Raw genomic sequence first — 26885 nt, 5'->3', positions numbered from 1 at the left:
ATACAGTGATCGCGTGACCACGGAACGTGCGCGGGAGAAGCGGCAGTTCGGGCACCGCGCCCGGCTGGCGCTGACGCCTGCACAGATCCGGCTCATGGACGACCAGGCGCACGCGGCGCGGGCGATGTGGAATCAGCTCCACGACCTGTGGACCATGACGCCGAAGTGCCAGCGCTCGCTGTCCCGCATGGACCAGACGTTGCGTCAGGCCCGTAAGGAGATCGACTGGTACGCGGTGCTGCCTGCGCAGGCCGCGCAGGCGGTGCTGAAAACGTACTTCCAGACGTGGCGGAACTGCTGGGACGGGCGGGTGGACGAGCCGAACTTCAAGGCCCGTGTCCGCACCGTCATGTCTGTGGACATCCCGCAGGGCCGCGACCTGCAGATCAAGCGGGTGCACCGCCGATGGGGCATGGTCAACATCCCCAAGGTCGGACGTGTCCGCTTCCGCTGGACCAAGGATCTCCCGGTCGGCAAGCTGGCCAACGAGGAGAACCGGATCACCGGGGCACGGCTGGTCAAAGACGGGCTCGGATGGCATATCGCCTTCCGAGTCCAGACTCTGGAGCCGAAGCCTGAGCCGCACACTGGTCCTGAGATCGGCATCGACGCCGGGGTCAGCCTCCCCCTTGCCCTGTCCGACGGCAACCATCAGGACCACCAACGACCCGCCCGGCTCCCGGACGGCACCGCCGACCGGGACAAGTGGCTGAACCCGGACGAGAAGGCCAAGCTGCTCCGCCTGGAGCGGCAAGCCGCACACCGCAAATCCTTCCGCAAGCCGAAAGAGCGCAGCTCCAACCGGCTGCACCGCACCTACGACCAGATCAAGCAGCTCCGCGCAAGAGCCACGCGCCGCGCCGTTGACTGGCAGCACCAGACCACCACGAGCCTCGCCCGCACCTACGGCACGGTCGTGGTCGAACAACTCAACATCACGAACATGGTCAAGTCCGCCAGGGGAACCATCGAGGAACCCGGGAAGAACGTCGCGCAGAAGTCCGGCCTGAACCGCTCCATCAACCAAGAGGCATGGGGCCGCACCGTGACCATGCTGACGTACAAGACCGCCCGCCACGGCGGCACCCTGCACAAGGTTCCCGCCCCGAACACCTCCCTGCGATGCTCCGCGTGCGGCTTCCTCACGCCCGGCAGCCGGGAAGACCAGGCCACGTTCGTATGCAAGAACCCAGACTGCGGCTGGTCCGACAACGCCGACTGGAACGCTGCCCGGAACATCTTGCACCTGTACCGGATCGGCCTCGTGGCGATCCCGGCTGCCGGGAGGGCAGTCGTCAGGCGCACTCGTGGCGCCAAGCCCGCCGCCGCAAGGTAGGCAGGAATCTCCTTCCTGAGCTTGCGAAGGGAGGAGAGCACTTCAAGCCAGCAGGTCGTCCAGTTCGGCTGTGAAGAGCTGCACGGAGTCGAATCCCATCCCGGTGAAGTGGCCCGCGAGTTCCAGGGACAGGACGCCGTGCAGCCGGGTCCAGACGGTCAGGGCCCGGTGCAGGGCCGCCGACGGGGCGGGGTGGCCGTCCGCCCACTGCCGGTGGTCTTCGAGGTGCGCGGCGAACGGCGTCACGGGAGTGTCCGAGGGGATCGCGGCGCAGGCGTCGAGCAAGGTCGCCATGATCTCGGACGCGATGGCGGTGACGTCGTCGGGGGCGTGGTAGCCGGGGACGGGGGTGCCGTAGATGAGGAAGTACCGCTGCGGGTCCTCCAGCGCCCATCCGCGCAGGGCGTGTGCCAGGGCGGCCAGGTCGGCACCTGACTCGGACTCGGAGGTCGCGCGGCGGAAGGTGTCGGCCAGGCTTCGGTACGCGTCCCTGATGAGTTCGGTGATCAGATCGTCGCGGCTGGCGAAGTACCGGTAGAGCGCGGGTCCGCTCATCCCCATCTGCTTGGCGATGGCGTTGAGGGAGAGCGCGGATGCCCCGGCGGCGGCCATCTGCTCCCACGCTCGTTCCTTGATCTCCGTGCGCACCTGCGTGCGGTAGCGCTCGCGCGGGGTCCTTGTACGCGTCTCCGCCATGGCCTGCCGCCCTTCCAAGCCGTGAGGCTACATATACAAGAGTTAATTAGAGGCTATCACGGAAGCTATTGACACCTTCTTCCTGGCGCGCGTCCTCGGGAGTCGTGGGCCGCGCCCCGGCCGGCGTTGGCCGCTTCGGGACCGGGAGCAGGAACCACGCCGCCGCCACCGCCAGTACCGCGCCGATCACGATCGCGGCCAATCGGGTCGGCAGCAGGCTGGTGGCGTCCTGGCCGAAGTAGCCGAGGAGAAGGGAGAGGGCGGTGGTCATGCCCGCCGCCCAGTAGGCGTAGTTGAGGGGGCGCAGCCACAGGGCCACGGCCAGGACGGCGAACATCAGCGCCACCGAGGTGTGGCCGGTGATCCCGGCAGCCGCGACGGCAGTGGCGAGGAGGGTGCCCGCGGCCGCTCCGGTGAGACGCTCGACTCCCTTGCGCAGCACGTCCGTTCGGCCGCGGTTGCCGCTCGCGGCGACGTACGCGGTGAGGACCGCCCAGGGCCAGTGACCTTCGAAGAGGAGCCGGCCGGCGAGGAAGCCGGTGGCCACGGCGGCCGCCATCTGGAGGGCCATGCGGGTGCTCGGGCGGGGGTGGAGGCGGGAGACGCGGCGCGGCACGGCCGGTTCGGGTTCCGGGCGCCAGGGGCCGAATCGGTCGCCGAGCCCCTGTACCAGCCAGACACAGCACGCCGCCAGCAGCCCGATCAGCGCCGCCCAGCCCCAACTCACCAGCCCGCTCTGCGCCTTGGGCGGGAGTGCCGGACCGGGGACGACGAGGAGCGCGACGAACGGCAGGGTCATCAAGGTGCCCGCCTTCGTGGCGGTGTGGCCGTATCTGCGGATCCAGACGGGCAGGGAGATGCCCGCCGTGAAGACTGCGGCGCCGACGGCGAAGTGCGCGGTGATCAGACGGCCGACGAGGATCGAGACGCCTGCCGTCGCGGGCAGCAGCACCAGTGCGGTGAGCCTGCGGCGCGTGTCGGCGGAGCGCTGGGTGCCGGCGAGGGTGACGGTCAGGGCGACGGCGAGGACGAGCACGTCGGTGTGCAGTCCGGCGGCGCCCTCCAGCCACAGGGCGACGACCCAGCAGAGCAGCACGGCCGTCATCGTCAGAGCTGCTTCGTACGCGTTGCGTATTAGTTTGGCGGTCACTTGGGCGAGAATACGGGGGTCTTGCGTTTTATTACCATCGGGATAGTAAGTATTCGCGTATGGTATGCGTCATGGAACATCTCTCCTCGGCCGCCCAGATCCGTCGCGGTGTCGTACGGCTCAACCGGCGACTGCGTCACGAGCGCGGCGACGGCAGCCTCAGCCCCAACCAGCTGATCGTGCTCGGGCATCTGCACCGGCACGGGGCCGCCACTCCCGGGGAGATCGCGGCGGCCGAGCGGCAGCGGCCGCAGTCGCTGACGCGGGTCTTCGCCGAGCTGGAGGCGGAGGGGCTGATCGTGCGCGGGACTGACTCCAGGGACCGGCGTCAGTCCGTGCTCACGCTCACGGCGGAGGGGCGTCGGGCCCTGGAGGGGGACATGGGTGAGCGCGACCGGTGGCTGGCGGCGGCCCTTTCCTCCCTCAGCGAGACGGAGCGCGGGGTGCTGGAACTGGCGGCGGCGCTCATGGAGCGGCTGGCCGATGCCGATGCCGGCGCCTCCGAACCAGACAGGCCTGGCCGGATCAGACCCCTTGTGTGAGCGCTTGCGGCGTTCTCATAATCCAGCAACAGATTTTGTCCTGCCCATGCCAGCAAAATGGGCGTTTCTTTGTTGCCCGTATTGACATGCGCACGTCAATTCTGTGTTCGGTTGCTCGGTTCCCTGTTCAACCCCCACGGAAGGCATCATGTTGAAGAGACTCCTCACCGCCCTCAAGAGATGCGTGGCCGTCGGCGCGGCCGCTCTCGCTATCGCCAGTCTTCAACCCGTGTCGGCCGCGCAGGCGGCCCCGGCGCCCGTCGTCGGCGGAACCCGCGCCGCGCAGGGTGAGTTCCCGTTCATGGTCCGGCTCTCCATGGGCTGCGGCGGGGCGCTCTACACCCAGCAGATCGTGCTCACCGCCGCGCACTGCGTGGGCGCGACCGGTGCCAACACCAGCATCACCGCCACCGCCGGTGTCGTGGACCTTCAGTCCACCACCGGACGGGTCCAGGTCAGGTCCACGTACGTCTACCGGGCGCCCGGCTACAACGGCACCGGCAAGGACTGGGCGCTCATCAAGCTTGCCCAGCCCATCAATCTGCCGACGCTGAAGATCGCGACCACCACGCAGTACAACACCGGGACCTTCACTGTCGCGGGCTGGGGCTCTGCGTCCGAGGGCGGGGCTCAGCAGCGGTACATGCTGAAGGCCAATGTGCCGTTCGTGAGTGATGCGACCTGTCGTTCCTACAGTGGCTACAGCGGGTTGGTCGCTGGTGAGGAGATCTGCGCCGGTTATGCGGCGGGCGGGGTCGACACCTGTCAGGGTGACTCCGGGGGGCCGATGTTCCGTCGGGACTCCGCCAACGCGTGGATCCAGGTCGGCATTGTCAGTTGGGGCATAGGCTGCGCCCGGCGTAACGCGCCCGGTGTCTACTCCGAGGTCTCCACGTTCGCCTCCGCCATCGCTTCGGCCGCGTCCTCGCTCTGACGCACGGCTCGTTTCGTACGCACGTCTGCGGGTCCGGTGCGCCTTGTGCCGGGCCCGTGTTTTTCGCCCCCGCCGCCCCTACCCGTCCCATCTCCAGGGGCTCCGCCCCTTCGACCCCGCCAGGGGGCTTCGCCCCCTGGACCCCCGATCGGCCTGAGCGGCCTCGTCCTCAAACGCCGGACGGGCTGAGATTGCCTGAACCGGCGTTCGTCATTGGACGCCGGACGGGCTGAGATGACCTGAACCAGCACTCGAAAACGAACGCCAGACAGGCTGGGCCGGTATGCGCTCTGGCCAGTGGTTCAGAACCCTCCGCCAAAGTCCCCACCCCCGCCGAAATCCCCGCCCCCGCCAAAGCCCCCACTGAAGTCCCCGGTGTCGAAGTCCGCGCCGGAGACGTCCCCGCCCTCGTAGCCGGCGCCGCCGAAGTCGCCGTAGCCGGAGCCGTAGTCGGCTGCGTAGGCCGGGGTGGCCATCATGCTGCCGAGCATCGTGCCGATGAGGAGGCCGGGGAGGATGCCGCCGCCGAAGTAGCCGCCTGCCCAGGGGCCGTAGGCGGGGCCCGCTTCCCAATAGGGGCGGCGGCCCTGCTCGGTGTCCACCTCGCGGGCCAGTGGGTCGCGGCCGTCGGCCAGGCGGGTTCGGTCGGCCGCGCAGACCGGGACCTCGCGGGCGGTGCCGCCCGATGGTGTCCAGGTCTCGTCGGCGACCGACGGGCCGTGGCGCGGGTCGAAGAAGCAGGGCGGGCGCCGTTCGGGCAGGGGGCTGCCCTCGCGGCGGGCGGCGAGTCGGGCGAGCGAGAAGCGGCCGTCGTCCAGGGACTGGGTGACCGCCCGCACGTCCTCGGGTTTGCGGGCCCCGGCCATGTGCGTCTTCGCCTTCTCGTACTCGTCCAGCGCGTGCTCGTAGTCCTCGCGCATGGCGTCGTTGGCGCCCGGCTCTCCCGGATGGAAGTCGAGGCGGTCCAGCTCCTCGCCGAAGGCGGTGATGTCCTCGTCGACGACGACCCGCAGCTTCTGCAGCGCGGCCCGCTGCTCCTCCTCGTGCCGGCGCCGGTTGCGTCGGACGAGCGCGTACGCGCCGGCGCCGCCGGCCGCCAGGACCACGCCGGTGGTGATCAGCCCGGCGGTCGGCACTCCGCCACCGTCGGAGGTGTCCCAGCCGGCGGGGGCCGAGCCGCCCAGGTTGGTGAGGGCACGGTCGGCGAAGTCGTCGAGCTGGGTACTGGCATCCTTCTCGGTCGCGACGCTGCTGACGAGGTTGTCCACGGCCGTCACGGGCAGGACCGCCCGGTCGGCCTGGGCGTCGAAGTCGTCGCCGACGCGGATCGCGTACAGGCCGGTGATGCCGGTGGCCGTGCGCAGGTCGGTGAAGAGCTTTTCCTTGGGCTGGTCCGCGGGCAGGACGGCGACGAAGAGCGGCTTGTCGGCGTCCTTGATCTGGTCGGCCAGCGCGTCCGCCTCGGCGGACGACATCTGGTCGGCGGCGGCGGGGGCGACATAGACCGGGTTCTCGCGCAGGGCCTCGGCGATCGTCGAGACGTCGGTGGCCGCGTGGGCGTGCCGGGCGCCCGCCATCAGGACGGCCAAGGCCGTCAGGACGGCGAGCGCCAGCGCGGTCAGCAGTCCGGCGAAGCTTCGGGTCGATCGTGCGACCTTCATACTTCGAAGCTACCTGAAAGCCAACAAAAAGGGTCCCTCCCTGTCCCTCAGGCTGCGTCCCTCAGGCTGCCCGATATGCCGTCGTCAGCTTCTTCACCGCCTCCCCGTAGCGTCCCGTCAGCAGCAGGTGGTCCGCCTCGGCGAAGGGCTTCGCGACCGCCGCCGGGATGTTCTGGCCCACCCGCTGCTGGACGATCAGCCTGGCCTTGGCCACGAGTGCGCGGCCCATCTCCCGAGCGCCGGTCTTCTCCGCCGCGGCGGCGGACGCGGCGAGCACCTTGAGTGTCGTCGCGCCGCCCTCCGGCACCTTCGTCAGCGTCGTCAGCCCCCAGCCGTACGGGAACCGCGGGTCGTACGCCGGGTCGCCGACGTTGATCGGCAGCTGCGCCTGCGACTTCGGCCAGGTCACCGGGAGCTGCCCGGTGAAGGGCCGCCTGCCGTAGAGGACGTCCGCGACGCCGTCGCCCTCCGTGCCCGGCAGCCAGGACGCCACCAGGGCGTCGATGTCGCCGAGCCGGTCGTCGTCGATCAGCTGCGGGCGCCCGGAGACGATCAGCACCGCGCACTTCATCGCGCCGCACACCTTGTCGACGGCTGCCTGGTCGGCGGCGCTCAGCTCCAGGTCGTGGCCGTTGCCGACGTCTCCCATGCCCTCGGCGTACGGGGTCTCGCCGACGACGACCACGCCCACGTCGTGACCGGTGACAGGCGCCGACGCGTCCTTCGAGTACGTGACGTCGCCGCCCGTCTTCCGCATGCCCTCCAGGATCGTCGTACCGGGCGTGATGTCGCCGGAGGAGCCCTGCCAGGTGACGGTCCAGCCTCCGGTCTGGTTGCCGATGTCGTCGGCGTTGGATCCGGCGACGTACACCTTCTGTGTGGGCTTCAGGGGCAGGAGGTCCTGGGAGTTCTTCAGCAGTACCTGCGATGCGGCGGCTGCCTCGCGGGCGACGGCGCGGTGTGCGGCGGAACCGATGTCCAAGGCGCCGCTCGTGTCGGCGTACGGCTTCTCGAACAGGCCCAGCCGGAACTTCTGCGTGAGGATGCGCGCCACGGCGTCGTCGATCCGCCGCTCGCTGACGCGGCCCGCCCGCACCTCGTCGACGAGTGTGGTGTGGAAGTCCTGGTAGGCGTTCGGGACCATGATCATGTCGAGGCCCGCGTTGACCGACGTACGGACGTCGGAGGCGTAGTCGCCGGGCAGCTGGTCGATGCCGGCCCAGTCGCTGATGACGAAGCCGTCGAAGCCCATACGGCCCTTCAGCACGCCGTTGATCATGTCGGCGCGGCCGTGCATCTTCACCGGGCCCCGGCCGTCGCCGGCGAGGTCGAGCGAGGAGTAGGAGGGCATGACCGTGCCGACTCCGCGGTCGATGGCCGCCTCGTACGGCGCCAGATGGACGGCCGCCAGCTGCTGCCGGGTGACCTTGGTGACGCCCTGGTCGATGGTGTAGGTGCCGGTGGTGGAGGAGCCGTACTCGGTGCCGCCGTCGCCGACGAAGTGCTTGGCGGTGGCGAGGACCTTCTCGGCGCGCTTCAATTCCCGGCCGTCCGGGGCGCCTTGGAGTCCCTGGATGACGGTCTCCATGGCCTCGACGAGGGCCGGGTCCTCGCCGAAGGACTCGTAGGAGCGGCCCCAGCGTTCGTCGCGGGTGACGCAGAGGCAAGGGGCGAAGGTCCACGGGATGCCGGTGGCACGCGTCTCGGCGGCGGTCACCGAGGCCGTCTTCTGGGCGAGTCGGGGATCGCGGCTCGCCCCGATGCCGATGTTGTGCGGCATGACCGTCGCGCCGACCAGGTTGTTGTGGCCGTGTACCGCGTCGACGCCGTAGATCAGCGGGATCTGGAACCGCGTAGCCCGCGCCCGGAGTTGGAAGCCGTCGATCATCTTCGCCCAGGCCTCGGGGGTGTTGGGCGTCGGGGTGGAGCCGCCGCCGGAGAGGAGCGAGCCGAGGTCGTACGCGGCGATGTCACCGGGCGCCGTGATCGCACCGCGCTCGGCCTGGGTCATCTGGCCGGCCTTCTCCTGAAGGGTCATCCGCGACAGGAGGTCGGCGACGCGCTTGCGCACCGGCAACCTGCTGTTCTGATACGGCAGTCCGTGGGCGTCGACGACGACCTGCGGGTTCTCGGCCGGGGGCTTGGCGCCGGTGACGGTCAGCTTGAGCGGGATCGTCTCGGCGGACTCGGCCGGTTTGTCCTCGAGGGTGGGGATCCGGAGGGTGCGGGTGGCGCCGGAGGCCGTACCGGCAGGGAAGGTGACCGTCCCCGTGACCGGGGTGTAGTCCTTGCCGGGGTCGGCGGAGCCGGTCGCGGGCGTCTCGTAGGCGATGGTCACGGGCTCGGCGAGGGGCGCTGAGCCGGTGGTGGCGGCGGTGAGGGTGACGGCCGCCGTCCTGCCCTCCTCGACCGGGTACACGGCGGAGTCCGTCGTGACCGACGCGCGCAGCGACTGGTCGGCCTTGCCGTACAACTCGACGCCGTCCATGGCGAACTCGCCCTTGACGCCGACGGGGAGGGTGACCGCGTAGCCCCAGGTCTCGGTGAGGCCGAGGACCTGGTCGATGCCGCCGACGGGCTGGTAGTCGGTGCGGTAGGCGAAGTCGGTGAAGGGGATCTCGATCTGTTTCCAGCCGCTGAAGTCGTCGGTGAAGGAGGTCGTCCAGAGTTCGGAGGCCTCGCCGCTGGTACCGCCGTCCTTCAGTTCGAAGGCGATCTTCTTGCCGTTGTCCTGGCCGTCCCACCAGAAGCGGATGCCCCGGTGGGCGGACCAGTCGTGGGCGGGGTCGGCGGAGGCGAAGTCGTGGGTGAAACCGCCGTAGCCGCTGATGTCGTACGTGCCGCTGAGGACCTTCTCCCCCTCTGGGGCGTCCTCGCGGGCGGTGAGTTCGAGGGCGGGCGGGTCGTCGTTGTCGCTGCCCCAGGTGAAGATGCCCTCGGCGGGCGGGTTCGCGAAGGGGACCTCGCCCTCGAAGCGGTCGACGGGCACGGGCACGGGGACTGGATCGTCGGCCGGGCCGGCCCCCGCGGCGGATCCCGCGGAGGCCAAGGGCAGGAGGCCGGTGAGTAAGGCGGTGGAGATGAGCAGGGCTGTTCTTCGCATGAACGTCCCTCCGGGCGGCTCGGGCATCGCACTGCGCTGGACCCCCAACTCCACCGGCAGTCCCGTAAGCCGTCAAGACACCGGAGGGGTACCCGAGTTGACCGCCTACTCCGCCGGCTCCACCCCCGCCCGCAGCAGCCCGTACGCGTACGCGTCCTCCAGGGCCTGCCACGATGCCGCGATGACGTTCTCGGCGACGCCCACCGTGGACCACTCCCCCGCCCCGTCGGAGGTGGAGATGAGCACGCGGGTCGTGGAGGACGTGCCGTGCACGCCTTCCAGGATGCGGACCTTGTAGTCCACGAGGTCGAGCTTGGCGAGCTGCGGGTAGATGCGTTCGAGGGCTACGCGCAGGGTGCGGTCGAGGGCGTTGACCGGGCCGTTGCCCTCGGCCGTGGCGACGATGCGCTCGCCCTTGGCGAAGAGCTTGACGGTGGCCTCGTTGGCGTGGCTGCCGTCGGGGCGGTCCTCGACGATCGCGCGCCAGGACTCGACCTGGAAGTACTTCACCGGCTTGCCCTCGACCTCGGCGCGCAGCAGCAACTCGAACGAAGCGTCCGCCGCCTCGTAGGTGTAGCCCTGGAGTTCGCGCTCCTTGACCCGGTCCACCACCCGGCCGACCAGTTCGCGGTCGCCGCCCAGGTCGATGCCGAGTTCCTTGCCCTTGAGCTCGATCGACGCGCGGCCCGCCATGTCGGAGACCAGCATCCGCATGTGGTTGCCGACCAGTTCGGGGTCGATGTGCTGGTACAGGTCCGGGTCGACCTTGATGGCGGAGGCGTGCAGGCCGGCCTTGTGGGCGAAGGCCGAGACACCGACGTAGGGCTGGTGGGTGGAGGGGGTGAGGTTGACGACCTCGGCGATGGCGTGCGAGATGCGGGTCATCTCGCGCAGGCGGCCCTCGGGCAGCACCTTCTTGCCGTACTTCAGCTCCAGGGCGGCCACGACCGGGAACAGGTTGGCGTTGCCGACCCGCTCGCCGTAGCCGTTCGCCGTGCACTGGACGTGGGTGGCGCCCGCGTCGACCGCGGCAAGCGTGTTGGCCACCGCGCAGCCGGTGTCGTCCTGGGTGTGGATGCCCAGGCGGGCACCGGTGTCCGCGAGGACCGTGGAGACGACCGCCTGGACCTGCGCGGGGAGCATGCCGCCGTTGGTGTCGCAGAGGATCACGACGGACGCGCCGGCCTCCGACGCCGTACGGACGACGGCCTTGGCGTACTCGGGGTTCGCGCGATAGCCGTCGAAGAAGTGCTCGCAGTCGACGAAGACGCGGCGGCCCTGGTCCACCAGGAAGGACACCGTGTCGCGGACCATGTTCAGGTTCTCGTCGAGCGTGGTGCGCAGGGCGAGTTCGACGTGCCGGTCGTGGGACTTCGCGACCAGGGTGATCACCGGGGCGCCCGAGTCCAGCAGCGCCTTGACCTGGGGGTCCTCGGACGCCTTCGCACCGGCCCGGCGGGTGGCGCCGAAGGCGACCAGCTCGGCGTGCTTGAAGTCGATCTCCTGCTGGGCGCGGGCGAAGAACTCGGTGTCCCGCGGGTTGGCGCCGGGCCAGCCGCCCTCGATGAAGCCCACGCCGAAGTCGTCCAGGTGCCGTGCGATGGCGAGCTTGTCCGCCACGGTGAGGTTGATGCCCTCCCGCTGGGCGCCGTCGCGCAGGGTGGTGTCGAAGACGTGGAACGAATCGTCGAGCTCGCTGGTTTCGGTCATGGTCTCAAGGCTCCTGTGTTGGATCTCGGTCTACCGGAATGACCGGTTCCACCGTCCCCACATGGTCCCTTACGCTCTCGCTCCCGGCTGAGGGTGGGCCAGAAAAAGCGAAAAACCTCTCGCGGGTGCGAGAGGTCTGCGCGCGGGTCGAGGACGACGGTGTCCGCCCGTACCTGGTCGTACGTGGCGGTCACTGCGGACCGGCGCGCCTGCTGCCAATAATCGTGGCGAACGAGAGCACGGAGGCAGTCTGGCACAACCCGCCCCCGTGCTCACCCTCCGTCTCAGGATGCGAACTCCGGGTCTCTCATCCGAGGCACCTAGGGCTCAGCGGAGGCGGCGCACGAAGCCGTCGCTCACGCTGTTCGTGTCGCCGGCGACCAGCGATGCCCCAAACCCGTAGGGCCGCCCGCACGCCGCGTGGAGGCGACCCCGGTTCTCTCTCGACCCCGGTTCTCTCTCAGCCCAGCCCGTGCATCCAGCCGTGCTTGTCCTCGGCCGTCCCGCGCTGGACGTCCAGCAGCGCCTGGCGCAGCTTCAGGGTGACCTCGCCCGGCTCGCCGCCCGACTGCCGCCACTCGGCGCTCGCCCGCTTCACCGTGCCGACCGGCGTGATGACCGCGGCCGTACCGCAGGCGAAGACCTCGGTCAGGGTGCCGTTCTCGGCGTCGCGCTGCCACTGGTCGATCGACACGCGGCCCTCCTTCGGCTCGTAGCCGAGGTCGCGGGCGACGGTGAGCAGGGAGTCGCGGGTGACGCCCTCCAGGATGGAGCCGGTCAGCTCGGGCGTGACGATCACCGGCTTCTCGTCGGCCGCGCCGCCGTACACGAAGTACAGGTTCATGCCGCCGAGTTCCTCGATCCACTTGTGCTCGACCGCGTCGAGGTAGCAGACCTGGTCGCAGCCCTTGGCCGCGGCCTCGGCCTGGGCGAGCAGGGAGGCCGCGTAGTTGCCGCCCGTCTTCGCGTCGCCCATGCCGCCGGGGACGGCGCGGACGCGGTCCTCGGACAGCCAGATGGAGACCGGCTTGACGCCGCCCGGGAAGTAGGCGCCGGCCGGGGAGGCGATGACCATGAAGAGGTACTCGCCCGCGGGCTTCACGCCCAGGCCGACCTCGGTCGCGATCATGAACGGGCGCAGGTAGAGGGATTCCTCGCCGCCGTGCGCCGGGACCCATGCCCGGTCCTGGCGCACCAGCGCGTCACAGGCCTCGATGAACGTCTCGACCGGCAGCTCAGGCATGGCCAGCCGGCGCGCGGAGGACTGGAAGCGCTTGGCGTTCTTCTCGGGGCGGAAGACGGCGACGGAACCGTCGGGCTGGCGGTAGGCCTTGAGGCCCTCGAAGATCTCCTGCGCGTAGTGCAGGGCCATCGTCGCCGGGTCGAGGGAGAGCGGGGCGTACGGGACGAGCTGGCCGTCGTGCCAGCCGCGGCCCTCTGTCCACTTGATCAACACCATGTGGTCGGTGAAGTGGCGGCCGAACCCTGGGTTGGCCAGGATCGCCTCGCGCTCCGCGTCGGAGAGTGGCGAGGCCGAGGGCTTGAGCTCGATGGTGGGCGTCGTCATGAATGGTGTCCTTCACCGGTTTGGTCAGTGACGGGCCGCGCTCACGCCCCTACTGCCAGTGGCCAGTGCTAGGACGTCCGAGCATTCCCTCATTCCGCGGCTCCGCGTTCGATTATCTCGCGGCGGAGGCCAGGGACGAAAAACGGCGTGAATGCGACCCAGGGATGATGGTGGCACCCGGCGGGGACATGCGAAAGCCGCCGGGTGTTGAGCGACCCGGCGGCTGTGGAGCAGTCGGCGGGTCAGCCGGCTACTCGTACGGCGAGCGCGTCGCCGATCTGCGAGGTGGAGCGGGCGGGCTTGCCGGTGCGCTCGGCGAGGTCGGCGGAGACGGCGTCCTCGATGCGGGCCGCCTCGGTCTCGTAGCCGAGGTGGCGCAGCAGGAGGGCGACGGACAGGACCGTGGCGGAGGGGTCGGCCTTGCCCTGGCCCGCGATGTCGGGCGCCGAGCCGTGCACGGGCTCGAACATCGAGGGGAACTCGCCGGACGGGTTGATGTTCCCGCTCGCGGCGACGCCGATGCCGCCGGAGACGGCCGCGGCGAGGTCGGTGATGATGTCGCCGAAGAGGTTGTCGGTGACGATCACGTCGAAGCGCTCGGGCTGCGTGACCAGGTAGATGGTCGCCGCGTCCACGTGCATGTACTCGGTGGTGACCTCGGGGAACTCCTCGGCCACCTTGTTGAAGATGTTCGTCCACAGCTGACCCGCGAAGGTCAGCACGTTGTTCTTGTGGATCAGCGCGAGCTTCTTGCGCGGGCGGGCCTGGGCGCGGGCGAAGGCGTCCCGGACCACGCGCTCGACACCGAAGGCCGTGTTGACGGAGACCTCGGTGGCGACCTCGTGCTCGGTGCCCTTGCGGATGGTGCCGCCGTTGCCGGTGTACGGGCCCTCGGTGCCCTCGCGGACGACGACGAAGTCGATCTCCGGCTCGCCGGCCAGCGGGGTGGCCACACCGGGGAGCAGCTTCGAGGGGCGCAGGTTGACGTGGTGGTCGAAGGCGAAGCGGAGCTTGAGCAGGAAGCCGCGCTCCAGGACGCCGGACGGCACCGACGGGTCGCCGATCGCGCCGAGCAGGATGGCGTCGTGCTGCTTGAGGGCGGCGAGGTCGGCGTCGGTGAGGGTCTCACCGGTGGCGTGGTAGCGCTGGGCGCCGAAGTCGTAGTCCTTGGTCTCCAGCTTCACATCCTGCGGTAGGACGGCGGAGAGGACTTTGAGACCTTCGGCCACGACCTCCTGGCCGATGCCGTCACCGGGAATCACTGCGAGATTGATGCTGCGAGACATGTCGGCACCCTACCCCTCGTCCCATGTGATGACATGAGCCGTCCGCGATACGGACACGACAACCGGGGCGGCATCGGGGGCGGCGCAGGCCCGTCGGCTTCCGTTCACCCGTACGTAGGGCGTGCGTTGGGGTTCGCTGGGAAGTTCACAGCCATGGATCTCCCCGACTTCGGCATTCCGCCGCAGCTCGCACGCCGGATGAGCATGGCCGAGCAGCACGAGTACCTGCGCACGAAGCTGTCCCGGCGGCGCACCCTGGTGACGGCGGGCGCGGTGGCGGGCGGGCTGCTGACCGGCTGCACCGGCCAGGGATCGGACGGTACGACCGCCACCCGCTCCCCGTCCGCGTCCCCCGTCGAAACGCTGCCCGGCTCGGTCGTCGCCCCCTTCGGCCGCCACCTCGCCTTCGGCGCCGATCCGAAGACACAGATGCGGATCTCCTGGCAGGTACCGCTCGCGGTGCGCAAGCCGTACGTCCGGATCGGCACCCGGCCCGAGGACCTGAGCCGCAAGATCGAGGCCGAGATCCGGGATCTGCACACGCCCGGGTTGACGGGGGTGCGTCGGGCGCTCGACCAGTACTACGTGCACGCGGCCCTGGACGGCCTGCGCCCGGGCACGACGTACTACTACGGCGTCGGCCACGACGGCTTCGATCCGGCCTCTTCCGCCCGCCGGTCGACGATCGATTCCTTCCGTACGGCGCCGGCGGCCCCGGAGCGGTTCGTCTTCACCGCCTTCGGCGACCAGGGAGTGAGCAAGGCGGCGGCCGAGAACGACCAGATCCTGCTGCGCCAGAAGCCGGCCTTCCACCTGCACGCGGGCGACATCTGCTACGCCGACGCGAACGGCCGGGGCGAGAAGACGGACGGCTACGACCCCGCCTACTGGGACCTGTTCCTCAAGCAGAACGAGCCGGTGACGAGGTCGGTGCCGTGGATGGTGACCACCGGCAACCACGACATGGAGGCCTGGTACTCACCGGAGGGCTACGGCGGCCAGCTCGCCCGCTGGTCCCTGCCGGACAACGGCTTCGACCCGCGCACGGCACCGGGCGTGTACGCGTTCACCTACGGCAACGTCGGTGTCGTCGCCCTCGACGCGAACGACGTGTCGTACGAGATCCCCGCCAACCTCGGCTATTCGGAGGGCAAGCAGACGGCCTGGCTGGACCGGAAGCTGACTGAGCTGCGGGCCGCCGAGGGCATCGACTTCGTCGTCGTCTTCTTCCACCACTGCGCCTACTCGACCTCCTCGCACGCCTCCGACGGGGGCGTGCGCGCCGAGTGGCTGCCGCTGTTCGCCCGGCACCAGGTGGACCTGGTGATCAACGGGCACAACCATGTCTACGAGCGCACCGACGCCATCAAGAACGGCGAGGTCGGCAGGCCGGTCCCGATCGGCGCGGCCACGGATCCGACCCGCGACGGGACCGTGTACGTCACGGCGGGCGGCGGCGGCAAGGATCTGTACGGCTTTCCGGCGGGCGTGAAGGAGAGCTACGAAGGGCACGTCACGGACCGGGAGTCGGTCGAGACCTTCCGGTGGACGAAGTCGAAGCAGTCCAAGCCGGAGACCGTTCAGTGGTCGCGGGTGCGCTACCGGGGCTTCTCGCTCCTCTCGGTGGAGGCGGAGAGCGGTGCCGTCCCGAAGCTGAAGGTGTCGGCGCTGGCGCAGAGCGGGGAGCGCATCGACCACTTCGAGGTGCGGCGCGGCGGTTGAGACCGCGCCGCACCTCGTACGGGGCGGCTCCCGGCTAATGGATCGCCACTGTGTTCAGTGGGCGGTCGGTGTTCAGTGGGCGGTCAGTGTTCAGTGGCCGCTCGGTGTTCAGTGGCCGGTCGCGCCGCCGTTGTCGCGGCGGTCGAGGGCGCGCTGGAGTGCGGCGGCGGCGTTCTTGCGGTCGGACTCGCTCGTACGGGAGATACGGCGGACTCGGCGGTGTGCGGTCGTCTCGGCCATGGGAAATCGACTCCTTCGAGATTCCGGAGTGCGGAATGGTGGGTTACGAGACGCCGGAGGAGGCGGGGAGCGGTGCCGCAGGGGTTGCCTGCACGGGGCCCGGCTCACGACCGCCATTCGCTGGGTCGAGCGAGACGTTCGGCTCCTTCAAAGTTAAGGGAGGATGACGCCCGTGTCTCCAGAACTACTCGGACTTCCTACTATCTGAGACGGTGCCGTGGCTCACACTGCCGTGACCTGCGGTTTCGTCACCACGCGAGGGCGTTGGCCACTGCCGCACGGAACCCCTTCGGATCCTCGACCCACGGCAGGTGCCCGGCGCCCGGCAGGATCACCCGCCGCACGCGCGGCAGGGCCCGCTCCAGCGAGTCGACCGCCGAGCGCGGCCGGATGTCCCGATCGCCGTCCACGACGAGCACGGGCAGGTCCAGGGCCTGGCAGGCGGCGTACAGCTCGGGCGTGCCCCACGCCCGCTTCCGCTCCTCGTTCAGCGCCTTGTTGGACTCGTGGTTGATCCCGAACCACGGGTCGGCCATGCGGCCTGCGTGCTCCGGGGCGCGCTCGCGGTCCTCGAACTCGATCGACCACTGGAGGACCGCGCGTTCCCGGTCCTCCTCCTCGGTGAGCCGTGGCCGGTCCGTCAACTCCTGCCAGCGGGCGAGCCGTTCGGGCACTTCACCGAGCCGGGCGAGGAAGTTCGCCCGGAAGGCGGGGTGCCAGTCGGCGTCCGGCCCGATGCCCGTACCGCTCACGTAGATCAGCGCGCCGACCCGCTCCGGGTGCGCCAGCGCGTAGCTCAACGCCAGTTGCGCGCCCCAGGAATGACCGAGCAGCACCATGCGCTCCAGCGCGAAGTGCGCTCGTACGGCGTCCAGATCGGCCACGAACCGCTCGCTCGTCCACGGCCCGTCACACCGCTGCGACCGCCCGCAGCCGCGCTGGTCCCAGCGGACCGTCGTGGCCTCGCCGTCGAACATCGCGGCCAGGTCCTCGAACATGTCCCACAGCCCGGGCCCGCCGTGGCACAGCACCAGCGGGGTGCCCCGGCCCGATCGGTGCGCCCACAGCCGTACGCCGTCGTCGGTGGTCACAGTCTCGGTCGTCACAGTCACAGTCACAGTCACAGTCTCCGTCATGGCGGAGCCGTACTGAACGGACCATCAGCAATCCGATGTCTGATGCTGTCAGATTCCTTGACAGGCCTCAATAGCCCCTCCACGCTCACAGTCATCGGATGACTGCGACAAGGAGGGGTTCCCCATGGTGGTCCACATCCGGGCCAGAACCACCGTATTGACGCTCTGTTCCGCACTCCTCGCCACAGCCGTGGCAGCACTCCCGGCCCGCGCCGAACCCGGCGCGGCCCCGGCCTCCTGGGAGGTACGCGGCCCGCACGGCTCCCCCACGGCCGTGGTGAGCCTCGACCCGGCCGACGGCCACCCCACCCTCGCCGTGAAACGTGACGGCCGTACGGTCATCGAGCCGTCCCCTCTCGGCCTGGTCACCGAACAGGCCGACTTCTCCAAGGACTTGACGCTCACCGGACGTACCGACCGCACGATCGCGGAGCAGTACACGGTCCCCACGGGCAAGTCGCACCAGCGAGTCGTCCGGATGACCGAGTCCCGCTTCCGCTTCCGCACCGCCGACGGCGCCCGCCTGGACCTGCTGACCCGCGTGGCCCCGGACGGCGTCGCCTACCGCTACATCCTTCCCGACGACCACGGCGACGTCCTGCGCGAAGCCTCCGCCTTCACCCTCCCCACCAGCGCCGAAGCCGTACTCGGCCGCTACCGCGCGGACAACGAACTCCCCTTCACCCGCTACCAGTCGGCGGCCGGCGCCCCGGCGGGCACGTACATGATGCAGTCCCTCTTCAAGACGGACGCCGGCTACGCCCTGATCGCCGAGTCCGACCTGAACGGCGGCTACTCCGGCGCCCACCTCACGCACACCGCGGACTCCTCGACGTACGGCGTGAGTCTGTGGAACGACGAGCCGGTCGAGACGGACGGTCCGCTCACCACGCCCTGGCGCGCTGTGATCACCGGTGACCTGGCGACCGTCACCGAGTCGACGTTCACCGACGACCTCGCCCCCAAGTCCCGCGTCCGCGACACCTCCTGGATCAAGCCGGGCCCGGCCCTGTGGACCTGGCTCGCGGGCGGCAAGGAGGCCGGGCAGAGCCTGGAGGCGCAGAAGAAGTACGTCGACTACGCGGCCGAGCGGAACTGGCCGTACGAAGTCGTCGACGCGGGCTGGTACTTCAAGCCCGGCGAGTGGGAGGTCATCGACCCCGACTGGCAGACGGACAACTGGATGCCGGAGCTGGTGCGCTACGGCAAGGAGCGCGGCGTGGGCATCCAGGTCTGGCTCCACTACACCCTGCTCACCGACCCCGTGGAGCGCGAGAAGTGGCTGTCCACCCTTGAGCGTTGGGGCGTCAAGGGGGTGAAGATCGACTTCATGGACTCGGAGTCGCAGGAGCGGATGCGCTGGTACGACGATGTCCTGGAGTCCACCGCCAGGCACCACCTGATGGTCAACTTCCATGGCTCCACGATCCCCAAGGGCATCCAGCGCACCTGGCCGCAGGTGATGACCCTGGAGGGCGTCGGCGGCGAGGAGAAGCGCAACAACACCCCGGAGCAGCTGGCCGCGCTCCCCTTCACCCGTAACGTCATCGGCTCCATGGACTTCACGCCGGGCGCCTTCCACCGCCCGTACCGCCCCAACGTCGGTTCCGACGCGGGCGAGTTGGGTCTGACCGTCCTGTACGAGTCCGGCATCCAGAACCTCGCCGGCACTCCCGAGTCGTACGACGCCCGTCCTGAGGCCCGCCGCTTCCTGGAGCAACTGCCGAGCGGGTGGGAGGAGACCCGGTTGCTGACCGGCGATCCGGGCCGCTCGGCCGTTCTGGCCCGTCGCTCCGCCGACGGACGCTGGTTCATCGGCGGTACGTTCGCGGGGGCGGCCCAGAGCGTGGACGTACCCATGCGTCTCGGTGCGGGCAAGTGGCTCGTGGAGACGGTCACCGACGGTCCGTCGGGGCTGGTCCGCGAGCCGCACGTCGTGCGCGGCGGTGACACGCTCACCGTTCCGGTCGTGGCGGACGGCGGGTTCGCTGCCCTTGCCTGCCGCTGGTACGAGGGCCGTACGAGCTGCGACCGCTGATATACCCGCCTGACAGACCCTCCGCATGGGGCCGCCCCCGCTCCGGGCTTCCGGAGCGGGGGCGGCTGTCGGGCTGAGAGGAGGTCAGCCCATGTGCGGGTACGGGTAGTCGGTCGGCGGAACCAGCGTCTCCTTGATGGCGCGGGTCAGGGTCCAGCGCATCAGGTTCTGCGGGGCGCCTGCCTTGTCGTTGGTGCCGGAGGCGCGACCGCCACCGAAGGGCTGCTGGCCGACGACGGCGCCGGTCGACTTGTCGTTGATGTAGAAGTTGCCGGCCGCGTAGCGCAGCTTCTCCATCGTGTACGCCGCCGCCGCGCGGTCGCCCGCGATGACCGAGCCGGTCAGCGCGTAGTCGGACACCGACTCCATCTGGGTCAGCATCTCCTCGTACTTCTCGTCCTCGTAGACGTGGACGGCGAGGAACGGGCCGAAGTACTCGGTCGTGAAGACCTCATTGGCCGGGTCCGTGCACTCCACGACCGTCGGGCGGACGAAGTAGCCGACCGAGTCGTCGTAGGAGCCGCCCGCGACGATCGTGCAGGCCGGGTCCGACTTCGCGCGGTCGATCGCGGCCTTGTTCTTGGCGAAGGCGCGCTCGTCGATGACGGCGCCGATGAAGTTCGACAGGTCGGTGACGTCGCCCATCGTGACGCCGTCGACCTCGGCCGCGAACTCCTCGCGGAAGCCGGAGTTCCAGATCGACGCCGGGACGTACGCCCGGGAGGTCGCGCTGCACTTCTGGCCCTGGTACTCGAAGGCGCCCCGGGTCAGGGCGGTCTTGAGGATCGCGGGGTCGGCGCTGGGGTGGGCGACGACGAAGTCCTTGCCGCCGGTCTCGCCGACCATGCGCGGGTAGGTGCGGTACTTCTCGATGTTGTTGCCGACCGTCTTCCACAGGTACTGGAAGGTCCTGGTCGAGCCGGTGAAGTGGATACCGGCCAGGTCGCGGTGCTCGAGGGTGACCTTGGAGACCTCGACGCCGTCGCCGGTGAGGAGGTTGATGACGCCCTTGGGCAGACCGGCCTCCTCCAGGAGCCGCATGAGGAGCACGGCCGCGTGGGTCTGCGTCGGGGACGGCTTCCAGACGACGACATTGCCCATGAGGGCCGGGGCCGTCGGCAGATTGCCCGCGATCGCCGAGAAGTTGAACGGCGTGATCGCGTAGACGAAGCCCTCCAGCGGGCGGTGGTCGAGACGGTTCCAGACGCCCGGGGAGTTGGCCGGGGGCTGCTCGGCGAGCAGGTCACGGGCGTACTTGACGTTGAAGCGCCAGAAGTCGATCAGCTCGCAGGGACAGTCGATCTCGGCCTGCTGGGCGGTCTTGGACTGCCCGAGCATGGTGGAGGCGGCGAGCGTCTCGCGCCACGGGCCGGACAGCAGTTCGGCGGCGCGCAGGATGATCGCGGCGCGGTCGTCGAAGGACATGGCGCGCCAGGCGGGCGCGGCGGCGAGGGCCGCGTCGACGGCGTCCTGCGCGTCCTGCTGGGTGGCGTTGCGGTAGGTACCGAGGACGGCCTTGTGGTTGTGCGGCTGGACGACGTCGAAGCGCTCGCCGCCGCCCATCCGCTTCTCACCGCCGATCGTGCAGGGCAGGTCGATGGGGTTGTCGGCCAGCTCCTTGAGCTTGGTCTCCAGCCGGGCGCGCTCGGGCGAGCCGGGGGCGTAGCCGTGCACCGGCTCATTGACGGGGGTGGGGACCTGGGTCACGGCGTCCATGGTTTGCGTAACTCCTTACTGAGCGGGTGGGTCAGCCCTTGGTGACGAGGGAGCGGGCGAAGAAGCGCAGGTTGGCCGGCTTCTCCGCGAGGCGCCGCATGAAGTAGCCGTACCAGTCGGTGCCATAGGCGGTGTAGACGCGCACGCGGTGGCCTTCGGCGGCCAGTCGCAGGTGCTCGTCGCTCCGGATCCCGTACAGCATCTGGAACTCGTACGCGTCGAGCTCGCGCGCGGCGCGGTGGGCGAGTTCCTGGGCGATGGAGATGAGCCGGGGGTCGTGGGACCCGATCATCGGGTACCCCTCGCCCTCCATCAGGACCTTCAGGATCCGGACGTACGCCTTGTCGATCTCCCGTTTGTGCTGGTGGGCGACCTCGGCGGGCTCCTTGTACGCCCCCTTCACGAGCCGTACGCGGCTGCCGTTCGCGGCGAGGCGGCGGGCGTCGGCCTCGGTGCGGAAGAGGTAGGCCTGGATGACACAGCCGGTCTGGGGGAAGTCCTTCCGCAGCTCCTCGTGGATGGCGAACATCGAGTCGAGGGTGGTGTGGTCCTCCGCGTCCAGCGTGACGGTCGTACCGATGGCGGTGGCGGCCTCGACGACGGGACGGACGTTGGCGAGGGCGAGTTCGTGGCCGCCGTCGAGCGCCTGTCCGAACATGGACAGCTTGACGGACACCTCGGCGCGAGTGCCCAGCTCCAGCCCTTTCAGCCGGTCGATGAGCTCCAGATACGCGTCCCGGGCGGCGGCGGCCTGCTCGGGCGTGGTGATGTGCTCGCCGACGACGTCCATCGTCAGCTCCAGGCCCTGATCGGTGAGGTCCTGGACGACCGGGACGATGTCGTCCACCGTCTCGCCGGGGATGAAGCGGTCGACGACCTGCTTGGTGACCGGGGCCGCCGAGATCAGCCGTCGGATCCGGTCGCTGCGCGACGCGGCGAGAATCACGGGACCCAGCACGGGAACCTCCACATACCAACGTATATGAGGCCGATTCCCGAATATTCGGGTACGGCACGGGCAACTACCGTGAAACATAAGGATCCCTCCGTTCGTCTGCCATCGACAGCTGTCACGCATCCGTGCCGCAGATCTCAGACAGATGTATGAAGGCACGCGGAAATGCGGGAGAATGCCCAAGTGACGGCCGAATACAAGGACCCCAAGGGTGACTACCAGGAGCTGGTCGACGAGATCTCGGAGCTGCTCGGCGCACCGGCCACGCTGGAGAACCGGGACTTCGAGCTGATCGCCTTCGGCGCGTACGACAGCGAGGGCGATCTCGACGCCTCGGCGCTGGACCCGGTGCGCACCCGCTCGATCCTGACCCGCCGCTCGACGGCGGCCGTCCGGACGTGGTTCGAGGGCTTCGGCATCACACGGGCGACCGGCCCGGTCCGCATCCCGCCGACCCCGGAGGCGGGGGTGTATCGCGGGCGGATCTGTCTCCCCGTACGCCATCGGGGGGTCGTCCTCGGTTACGTCTGGCTCCTGGACGACGATCCGGGCCCGGGCGAGGGACAGCTGAGCGCGGCCATGGAGGTGACGGCCCGCATCGGCGCGCTGCTCGCCGACGAGGCCCAGCACGGGGCGGACCTGAGCCGGGAGCTGCGGGCGGTGCTCACCGCGGAGCGGGACTGGCAGCGCGACATGGCCGTCGCCGAACTCCGCACGGCCCTCGGCCCCCGCGCGGACACCCTCCACACGGTGGTGTGCGTGGCCCCCTGGCCCTCGGCCGACCCGGACGACGCCCCGTCGGTCCGTACGGTGCCGGGGGCGACGGCGCTGTGCACCCTGCCGTGGGGACCGACGTCTCACTGCCTCGCCCTGCTGGTACGGCTGCGCGCGGCGGACGTCCTGACACCGGCGACGTCGGCGGCGGGGCGGTTGCTGGAGCGGGCGCCCGGCGGGACGGTGAGCGGGGGTGGCCCGAGTGGCGGGAGTGGCGGGACGGTGGGCGGGGATACAGGGCCGACCGCCGGTATCGCGGCCGCCCGCGCCGGGCTGGTGGAGCTGGGTGCCGCGTGGCGGGAGGCGTCGGCCGCGGCCCGCGCGGTCCTGGCCGAGCCCCGGCTGGGGCCGATCGCCGAGTGGGCGTCCATCGGCCCGTTCCGCCTGCTGACCCAGCTCCCTGCGGAGGCCGCCCACGACCCCGTCGTACGCACCCTGCTCTCCCCCGCCCACCGCGAACTCGCCCGCACCGCCGAGGTCTACCTCGACTGCGCGGGCCAGGCGGGGCGAACGGCGGCGGAACTGGGAATCCATCGGCAGACGCTCTACTACCGGTTGTCACGGGTCGAGCAGCTCACGGGGCTGGACCTGGACGACGGGGAGGACCGGCTGCTGCTGCACATGGCGTTGAAGGGAGCACGGCTGTAGGTATGCCTCTGCTGCTGATCGACCTCGACAACACGCTCGTCGACCGCGATGCCGCCTTCGGGGAGGCGGCGACCGCCTTCTTCGCGGAGCACGCCCTGCCCATGACCGACCTCGACTGGCTGCTCTCCGTCGACGCCGGCGGTTACACGCCCCGGCATGATGTCGCCCAGGCCATGGCCGACCGCTACGGCGCGGCCCTCCCCGTGAGCGCCGCCCGGACCTTTCTCGACCGGGGCGCCGCCGATCGCGTCGTCCTGCCCGACGTCACCCGCGACGCACTCGGCCGTGCGATCGCCGCCGGCTGGACGTGCGTGATCGTCACCAACGGCCGCGTGGCACAGCAGGAAGCGAAGATCCGGAACACTCGGCTCGACGGGATCGTCCACGGCTGGGTGGTCTCCGAGGCGATCGGCCACAAGAAACCCGCCCCGGAGATCTTCCACGCGGCAGCGGAAGCCACCGGGGTCTCCCTTCACCAGGCCTGGGTGGTCGGCGATTCGGCGCACGCCGACATCCGCGGGGCGATGGGGATCGGCGCGCAGAGCGTCTGGGTGTCGGGGGGCCGTCCATGGACCGAGGCGGCGTATCGGCCCACCTATGTCGCCGACGACGCGGCATCGGCCGTCAACCACGTCATCGGCATTCCGAAGTGACCATCGCACCCGGCGATCGATCCGCATCTGAACCTCGCTGAATGCAGGTTCACTGGTCCTCGGCCGGAGGCCAGGTCTTCCAGACCTGTTCGAGGCGGTCGTAGGCGTCGTCGAACCAGGAGTCGGCGAAAGGTACCGTCACGGTCACTGTTGTCAGAGTCGACGCATCGTCCCTGATAGTGACGCAGAGTCGCTCTTCGGCCTCGTCGCGTTCGATGGACAGGGCGGGGCCTCGTACGGCCTCACGCCAGGTGATGGCCGGTTCCCCGGCGTCGAGCGCGTCGAGACATTGCTGCCATTCGGCCAAGTCAGCAGGAAACACCCAGTCATTGAGGGTTCCGCTGATGAACGGCGTATCGACCACGAACTCGCTCGTCAGCACGTCGGACATGCGCGCCCCTCGCCCCGTCTCCCGTCCCGTGATCCGAAGGACGACGCTGTTGCCTCCGCCGACCAGGCGGATCAGGTCGATCGGCCCCTGAGTCATCGTTGCCCCTTCTCCGCCTGACGCGGCTCCGCATGGGTGACTTCCACCAGTCGATCGATCACTTCATCACACCGCTCTCTCTCCCGCACGCTCGCCCAGGCATCGAACGGATCCCCGCCGTGGACGCGCAGCACGTACACCGTGAACAGCGCCTTGACGCAAAGACGTCTTCACCCTCATACGAGACGCAAGCTCTCCAACAAGGTGAAGAAAAGATCCTCTGCGAACGGATCGGCCTCCTTTTGGAAGACCTCGGCCAGCGAGGCACTCGCCACCAGGCGCCCCGTCAAGTGAGCCCAGTTGACGGCGTGTGTCGCAGCCTGCTCTGGTGTCAACATCCAGTCCTCCAGCTGCTGCCCCGCTTCAGCCAGATAGCCCGCCATTGCTTTGGGACTCAGACAGGCAGTCCAAGCCCCATTGCTGGAGTCGGCGGCCTCGATCACCACGCAATCACTGTCCATCACAAATCCGACAAGCGCAGGCTTGCCGGTTTCCTCGGCAAGAGCAATGGCCAGGTCATCGGCCTCAAGGCCAGGCTCCGCCGGATGCTCCCAGACCTGCCAATCTCCCGACAGGCGCCGATTCAGTGTCAACCCTGGGGTCGCCCGCATACAGGCCAGGCCACCAAGCGGGGAGGCGGATTCGGCAACAGCGAAATATCCCCAATATCCCATCGCTTCTCCCATTTCATTGTTCGGCCGACGCAACAATATCTTACTGCCGCCCGGCGAGAAGAGGGCGATCGGCGGGATTGTTTGACCAGTCGTGATTGGTGATGTTCCTTTGCTACCAGTTCCGGAACAACGATGGGCGGGGGCGTCGCCTTGGCGGCGGGGCATTGACAGATCGAAGCCCGGCACGATGTCGAGGCCCTTGTAGTCAAGGTCCGGCTTCATGCCGGCGTTCCGCAGTCTCAGAGGCCGATTTCCAGAGCCGGTGCGAAAAACGGCTCGGGCACCAGGGCGGCGATGGAAAAGGGTTCGAACTCCGGGTCTGCCACCACCCGGTAAATGAACTCGGGTGTGGACATGTCCAACTGGCGCCACTCCCGGTACCCCCGCCCCCGCGTCACGATGGGCCACTCATCCGCCGGCTTGCCGCCGGCGAGCCAGTGATACTCGTTCTCCATCTGTCCGAAACCCCACGGGATCAGCCCCACTTGGCCGGGCCGGTACATCCCGTACGGCGCGTACAGCGGGTCGTCACCCCCGGCAGGAGCATCAGCGCTGAAACCCTGCCAGGTGGTGGCCAGGTCGAAGGCTCCCCCCGGAGCGACGGAAAGGATCTTCAGGAAGTCGGAGAAGAGCCCCTTGCCGAAGACCGCGGCGAGGCGCTTGTAGTCCTCGGGCAGCGACAGGCCGAGACGTTCCTCGGTCTCGCCCCAGGACATCTCCGCCTGACACGGCTCCCAGTGGGTGACTTCCACCAGTCGATCGATCACTTCACCCTCGGGAAAATCAGGGCCCGCGGGCCACTTGAGTCCGGGGGCAACCGCACCCCTACCCCGGTCACGGCTTCGCGTTGCGTGCGTCCTCGTACACCACATGAAGAGGCGGATCGGTCGGCTGAGGTTCGGAGCGCATGGGCACACCGGGGCGGAGCGCCGGTGACACCGCCGCCCACACGGCTCGCGCATGGTTGTCGTCGTACGCCGCGAATTCAGGGGTGGCCTGGAGCCAGATTGCACCGTCGGCCAATTCCTCAACTTCGCAGAAGGCCCCGGATTCCAGCAATTCCTGTTTCCCGCCCAGAGCGGAAGAAAGCTCCTTCGGACACAGCGTCACCCAACTGTAGCCACGGAGATACTGCCGACTCTCGGGTACCGTCTGCTCGGCCAGCAGCCAAGGCGGGCCAAGCACCTCCTCCAGAGCCGTGTTCTCCAGGTTGTAACGATGAGCGACGTGACCGAACGACGGACCCAGTGTGTTCGCCTGGGTCTTCATGAAGCGCAGGAAGGCTCCCTGAAATCCGGAGTCGCGCAGGGAATACTCAGGAATGTCACAGCCGAGTCGTACCCACGATTCCGCCCCTTCTTGACGCTCGACCGTGATTCGGGCCAATCGGAGCCGAGGGCTGCCGTTGTCGCCCAACTTGGAGATACCGACCGTGGCAGAGAAAGGGCCGCTGGAAATCTTGCGGTAGAACCAATCGAGGTTCTTCTCGGAAATAACTCTTGCCGAATCGCGAAGGTTGCGCCCGACTCGCTCAGTCAGCGAGCAGAAGCCCCACCATGAATCCGGAGGACCGAGTGGCACGCCTCCGCGCATCCCCTTCGGGTCGAGCGGAGGTCCGCCGAGGATGGCCTCCAGCTCATCAGAGAAGAGGTCACGCAAAGCACCTTCGAACCACTCCCGCATGGTGTTCGAGTACTTGGCCTCGGAATGGAACTCGACATCGATCTCGCCCCGCACCACGAATCCACCCTCGGCCACGCGAAATCACCTAACCATTAGTTAAAGTTCTCGGCCTGCAAGTCGCCGACCGGGAGCATACCAGAGCAAGAAGTCATCCAACAGCTTTTCCCCCTCGCC

Annotated in this window: 22 protein-coding genes; 7 read left to right on the top strand and 15 right to left on the bottom strand. The window is 69.1% G+C overall.

Annotation, left to right across the window (positions count from 1 at the left end):
- The first annotated feature begins 13 nt into the window (after window positions 1-13).
- Complete coding sequence (locus tag AB0I77_RS36230; RefSeq protein ID WP_363287036.1) at window positions 14-1336, top strand: transposase; 1323 nt, start codon at window positions 14-16, stop codon at window positions 1334-1336.
- A 42-nt stretch (window positions 1337-1378) separates the two neighbouring features.
- Here the strand turns inward: AB0I77_RS36230 and AB0I77_RS36225 are convergent, their stop codons facing one another.
- Window positions 1379-2032: a TetR/AcrR family transcriptional regulator gene (locus AB0I77_RS36225; protein WP_363287035.1), complete on the bottom strand. Its 654-nt coding sequence runs from the start codon at window positions 2030-2032 to the stop codon at window positions 1379-1381.
- 46 nt (window positions 2033-2078) lie between these two features.
- Window positions 2079-3182, bottom strand: coding sequence for an FUSC family protein (locus tag AB0I77_RS36220; protein WP_363287034.1), 1104 nt, complete (start codon window positions 3180-3182; stop codon window positions 2079-2081).
- Between the two features lie 71 nt (window positions 3183-3253).
- On the opposite strand from AB0I77_RS36220, the gene AB0I77_RS36215 reads away from it, so the two are divergent.
- Window positions 3254-3724, top strand: coding sequence for a MarR family transcriptional regulator (locus AB0I77_RS36215; RefSeq protein ID WP_363287033.1), 471 nt, complete (start codon window positions 3254-3256; stop codon window positions 3722-3724).
- Window positions 3725-3875: 151 nt separating this feature from the next.
- Entirely contained in the window at window positions 3876-4658 is a 783-nt protein-coding gene (locus AB0I77_RS36210; protein ID WP_363287126.1) for a serine protease, read from the top strand.
- Window positions 4659-4960: 302 nt separating this feature from the next.
- Here AB0I77_RS36210 and AB0I77_RS36205 read toward each other — a convergent pair whose 3' ends face one another.
- The 5 genes from AB0I77_RS36205 to AB0I77_RS36185 all read right to left on the bottom strand — a co-directional run bounded on the left by AB0I77_RS36205 (window position 4961) and on the right by AB0I77_RS36185 (window position 13985).
- Complete coding sequence (locus AB0I77_RS36205; protein ID WP_363287032.1) at window positions 4961-6319, bottom strand: hypothetical protein; 1359 nt, start codon at window positions 6317-6319, stop codon at window positions 4961-4963.
- Between the two features lie 61 nt (window positions 6320-6380).
- Window positions 6381-9422 (bottom strand): glycoside hydrolase family 3 N-terminal domain-containing protein, encoded by a 3042-nt coding sequence (locus AB0I77_RS36200; protein WP_363287031.1) that lies wholly within the window; start codon window positions 9420-9422, stop codon window positions 6381-6383.
- A gap of 105 nt (window positions 9423-9527) precedes the next feature.
- Complete coding sequence (cimA, locus tag AB0I77_RS36195) at window positions 9528-11132, bottom strand: citramalate synthase (RefSeq protein ID WP_363287030.1); 1605 nt, start codon at window positions 11130-11132, stop codon at window positions 9528-9530.
- A gap of 460 nt (window positions 11133-11592) precedes the next feature.
- Window positions 11593-12699 carry a branched-chain amino acid aminotransferase gene (locus AB0I77_RS36190; protein ID WP_363287029.1) on the bottom strand — a complete coding sequence of 369 codons (1107 nt, stop codon included), beginning with the start codon at window positions 12697-12699 and terminating at the stop codon, window positions 11593-11595.
- Between the two features lie 242 nt (window positions 12700-12941).
- Window positions 12942-13985 carry a 3-isopropylmalate dehydrogenase gene (locus AB0I77_RS36185; RefSeq protein WP_363287028.1) on the bottom strand — a complete coding sequence of 348 codons (1044 nt, stop codon included), beginning with the start codon at window positions 13983-13985 and terminating at the stop codon, window positions 12942-12944.
- A 153-nt stretch (window positions 13986-14138) separates the two neighbouring features.
- On the opposite strand from AB0I77_RS36185, the gene AB0I77_RS36180 reads away from it, so the two are divergent.
- Window positions 14139-15707: a metallophosphoesterase family protein gene (locus tag AB0I77_RS36180; protein ID WP_363287027.1), complete on the top strand. Its 1569-nt coding sequence runs from the start codon at window positions 14139-14141 to the stop codon at window positions 15705-15707.
- Between the two features lie 108 nt (window positions 15708-15815).
- Here AB0I77_RS36180 and AB0I77_RS36175 read toward each other — a convergent pair whose 3' ends face one another.
- Entirely contained in the window at window positions 15816-15947 is a 132-nt protein-coding gene (locus AB0I77_RS36175; RefSeq protein ID WP_363287026.1) for a hypothetical protein, read from the bottom strand.
- A gap of 248 nt (window positions 15948-16195) precedes the next feature.
- A complete protein-coding gene (locus AB0I77_RS36170) occupies window positions 16196-17053 on the bottom strand; it encodes an alpha/beta fold hydrolase (RefSeq protein WP_363287025.1) in 858 nt (285 codons plus the stop codon).
- 154 nt (window positions 17054-17207) lie between these two features.
- Between AB0I77_RS36170 and AB0I77_RS36165 the strand changes: the two genes are divergently transcribed.
- Window positions 17208-19121, top strand: coding sequence for a glycoside hydrolase family 97 catalytic domain-containing protein (locus AB0I77_RS36165; RefSeq protein ID WP_363287024.1), 1914 nt, complete (start codon window positions 17208-17210; stop codon window positions 19119-19121).
- 84 nt (window positions 19122-19205) lie between these two features.
- Here the strand turns inward: AB0I77_RS36165 and pruA are convergent, their stop codons facing one another.
- Window positions 19206-20837 carry an L-glutamate gamma-semialdehyde dehydrogenase gene (gene pruA / locus AB0I77_RS36160; protein WP_363287023.1) on the bottom strand — a complete coding sequence of 544 codons (1632 nt, stop codon included), beginning with the start codon at window positions 20835-20837 and terminating at the stop codon, window positions 19206-19208.
- A 31-nt stretch (window positions 20838-20868) separates the two neighbouring features.
- Window positions 20869-21795 (bottom strand): proline dehydrogenase family protein, encoded by a 927-nt coding sequence (locus AB0I77_RS36155; protein WP_363287022.1) that lies wholly within the window; start codon window positions 21793-21795, stop codon window positions 20869-20871.
- Window positions 21796-21957: 162 nt separating this feature from the next.
- On the opposite strand from AB0I77_RS36155, the gene AB0I77_RS36150 reads away from it, so the two are divergent.
- Window positions 21958-23214: a helix-turn-helix domain-containing protein gene (locus AB0I77_RS36150; protein ID WP_363287021.1), complete on the top strand. Its 1257-nt coding sequence runs from the start codon at window positions 21958-21960 to the stop codon at window positions 23212-23214.
- Between the two features lie 2 nt (window positions 23215-23216).
- Entirely contained in the window at window positions 23217-23867 is a 651-nt protein-coding gene (locus AB0I77_RS36145; protein ID WP_363287020.1) for an HAD family hydrolase, read from the top strand.
- Window positions 23868-23916: 49 nt separating this feature from the next.
- Here AB0I77_RS36145 and AB0I77_RS36140 read toward each other — a convergent pair whose 3' ends face one another.
- From AB0I77_RS36140 to AB0I77_RS36125, 4 genes are all read right to left on the bottom strand, one after another.
- Window positions 23917-24354 carry a DUF5959 family protein gene (locus AB0I77_RS36140; RefSeq protein WP_363287019.1) on the bottom strand — a complete coding sequence of 146 codons (438 nt, stop codon included), beginning with the start codon at window positions 24352-24354 and terminating at the stop codon, window positions 23917-23919.
- A gap of 176 nt (window positions 24355-24530) precedes the next feature.
- Complete coding sequence (locus AB0I77_RS36135; protein ID WP_363287018.1) at window positions 24531-25250, bottom strand: hypothetical protein; 720 nt, start codon at window positions 25248-25250, stop codon at window positions 24531-24533.
- Window positions 25251-25267: 17 nt separating this feature from the next.
- On the bottom strand, window positions 25268-25795 hold the full coding sequence (locus AB0I77_RS36130) for a hypothetical protein (protein WP_363287017.1): 528 nt from the start codon (window positions 25793-25795) through the stop codon (window positions 25268-25270).
- A gap of 67 nt (window positions 25796-25862) precedes the next feature.
- Complete coding sequence (locus AB0I77_RS36125; protein WP_363287016.1) at window positions 25863-26786, bottom strand: hypothetical protein; 924 nt, start codon at window positions 26784-26786, stop codon at window positions 25863-25865.
- Window positions 26787-26885 lie beyond the last annotated feature (99 nt).

The sequence above is a fragment of the Streptomyces sp. NPDC050619 genome, assembly GCF_040654815.1.
Classification (GTDB): Bacteria; Actinomycetota; Actinomycetes; order Streptomycetales; family Streptomycetaceae; genus Streptomyces.
The sequence above is the reverse complement of the archived record's forward strand: the minus strand, read 5'-3'. Positions and strand labels throughout refer to the sequence as shown.

Coding starts and splice junctions, on each gene's coding strand:
- pruA (WP_363287023.1), bottom strand. CDS start 20,837: ATGGACGCCGTGACCCAGGTCCCCACCCCCGTCAATGAGCCGGTGCAC.
- AB0I77_RS36190 (WP_363287029.1), bottom strand. CDS start 12,699: ATGACGACGCCCACCATCGAGCTCAAGCCCTCGGCCTCGCCACTCTCC.
- AB0I77_RS36200 (WP_363287031.1), bottom strand. CDS start 9,422: ATGCGAAGAACAGCCCTGCTCATCTCCACCGCCTTACTCACCGGCCTC.
- AB0I77_RS36225 (WP_363287035.1), bottom strand. CDS start 2,032: ATGGCGGAGACGCGTACAAGGACCCCGCGCGAGCGCTACCGCACGCAG.
- AB0I77_RS36185 (WP_363287028.1), bottom strand. CDS start 13,985: ATGTCTCGCAGCATCAATCTCGCAGTGATTCCCGGTGACGGCATCGGC.
- AB0I77_RS36215 (WP_363287033.1), top strand. CDS start 3,254: ATGGAACATCTCTCCTCGGCCGCCCAGATCCGTCGCGGTGTCGTACGG.
- AB0I77_RS36145 (WP_363287020.1), top strand. CDS start 23,217: ATGCCTCTGCTGCTGATCGACCTCGACAACACGCTCGTCGACCGCGAT.
- AB0I77_RS36140 (WP_363287019.1), bottom strand. CDS start 24,354: ATGACTCAGGGGCCGATCGACCTGATCCGCCTGGTCGGCGGAGGCAAC.
- AB0I77_RS36165 (WP_363287024.1), top strand. CDS start 17,208: ATGGTGGTCCACATCCGGGCCAGAACCACCGTATTGACGCTCTGTTCC.
- AB0I77_RS36180 (WP_363287027.1), top strand. CDS start 14,139: ATGGATCTCCCCGACTTCGGCATTCCGCCGCAGCTCGCACGCCGGATG.
- AB0I77_RS36135 (WP_363287018.1), bottom strand. CDS start 25,250: ATGAAGCCGGACCTTGACTACAAGGGCCTCGACATCGTGCCGGGCTTC.
- AB0I77_RS36150 (WP_363287021.1), top strand. CDS start 21,958: ATGCGGGAGAATGCCCAAGTGACGGCCGAATACAAGGACCCCAAGGGT.
- AB0I77_RS36205 (WP_363287032.1), bottom strand. CDS start 6,319: ATGAAGGTCGCACGATCGACCCGAAGCTTCGCCGGACTGCTGACCGCG.
- AB0I77_RS36175 (WP_363287026.1), bottom strand. CDS start 15,947: ATGGCCGAGACGACCGCACACCGCCGAGTCCGCCGTATCTCCCGTACG.
- cimA (WP_363287030.1), bottom strand. CDS start 11,132: ATGACCGAAACCAGCGAGCTCGACGATTCGTTCCACGTCTTCGACACC.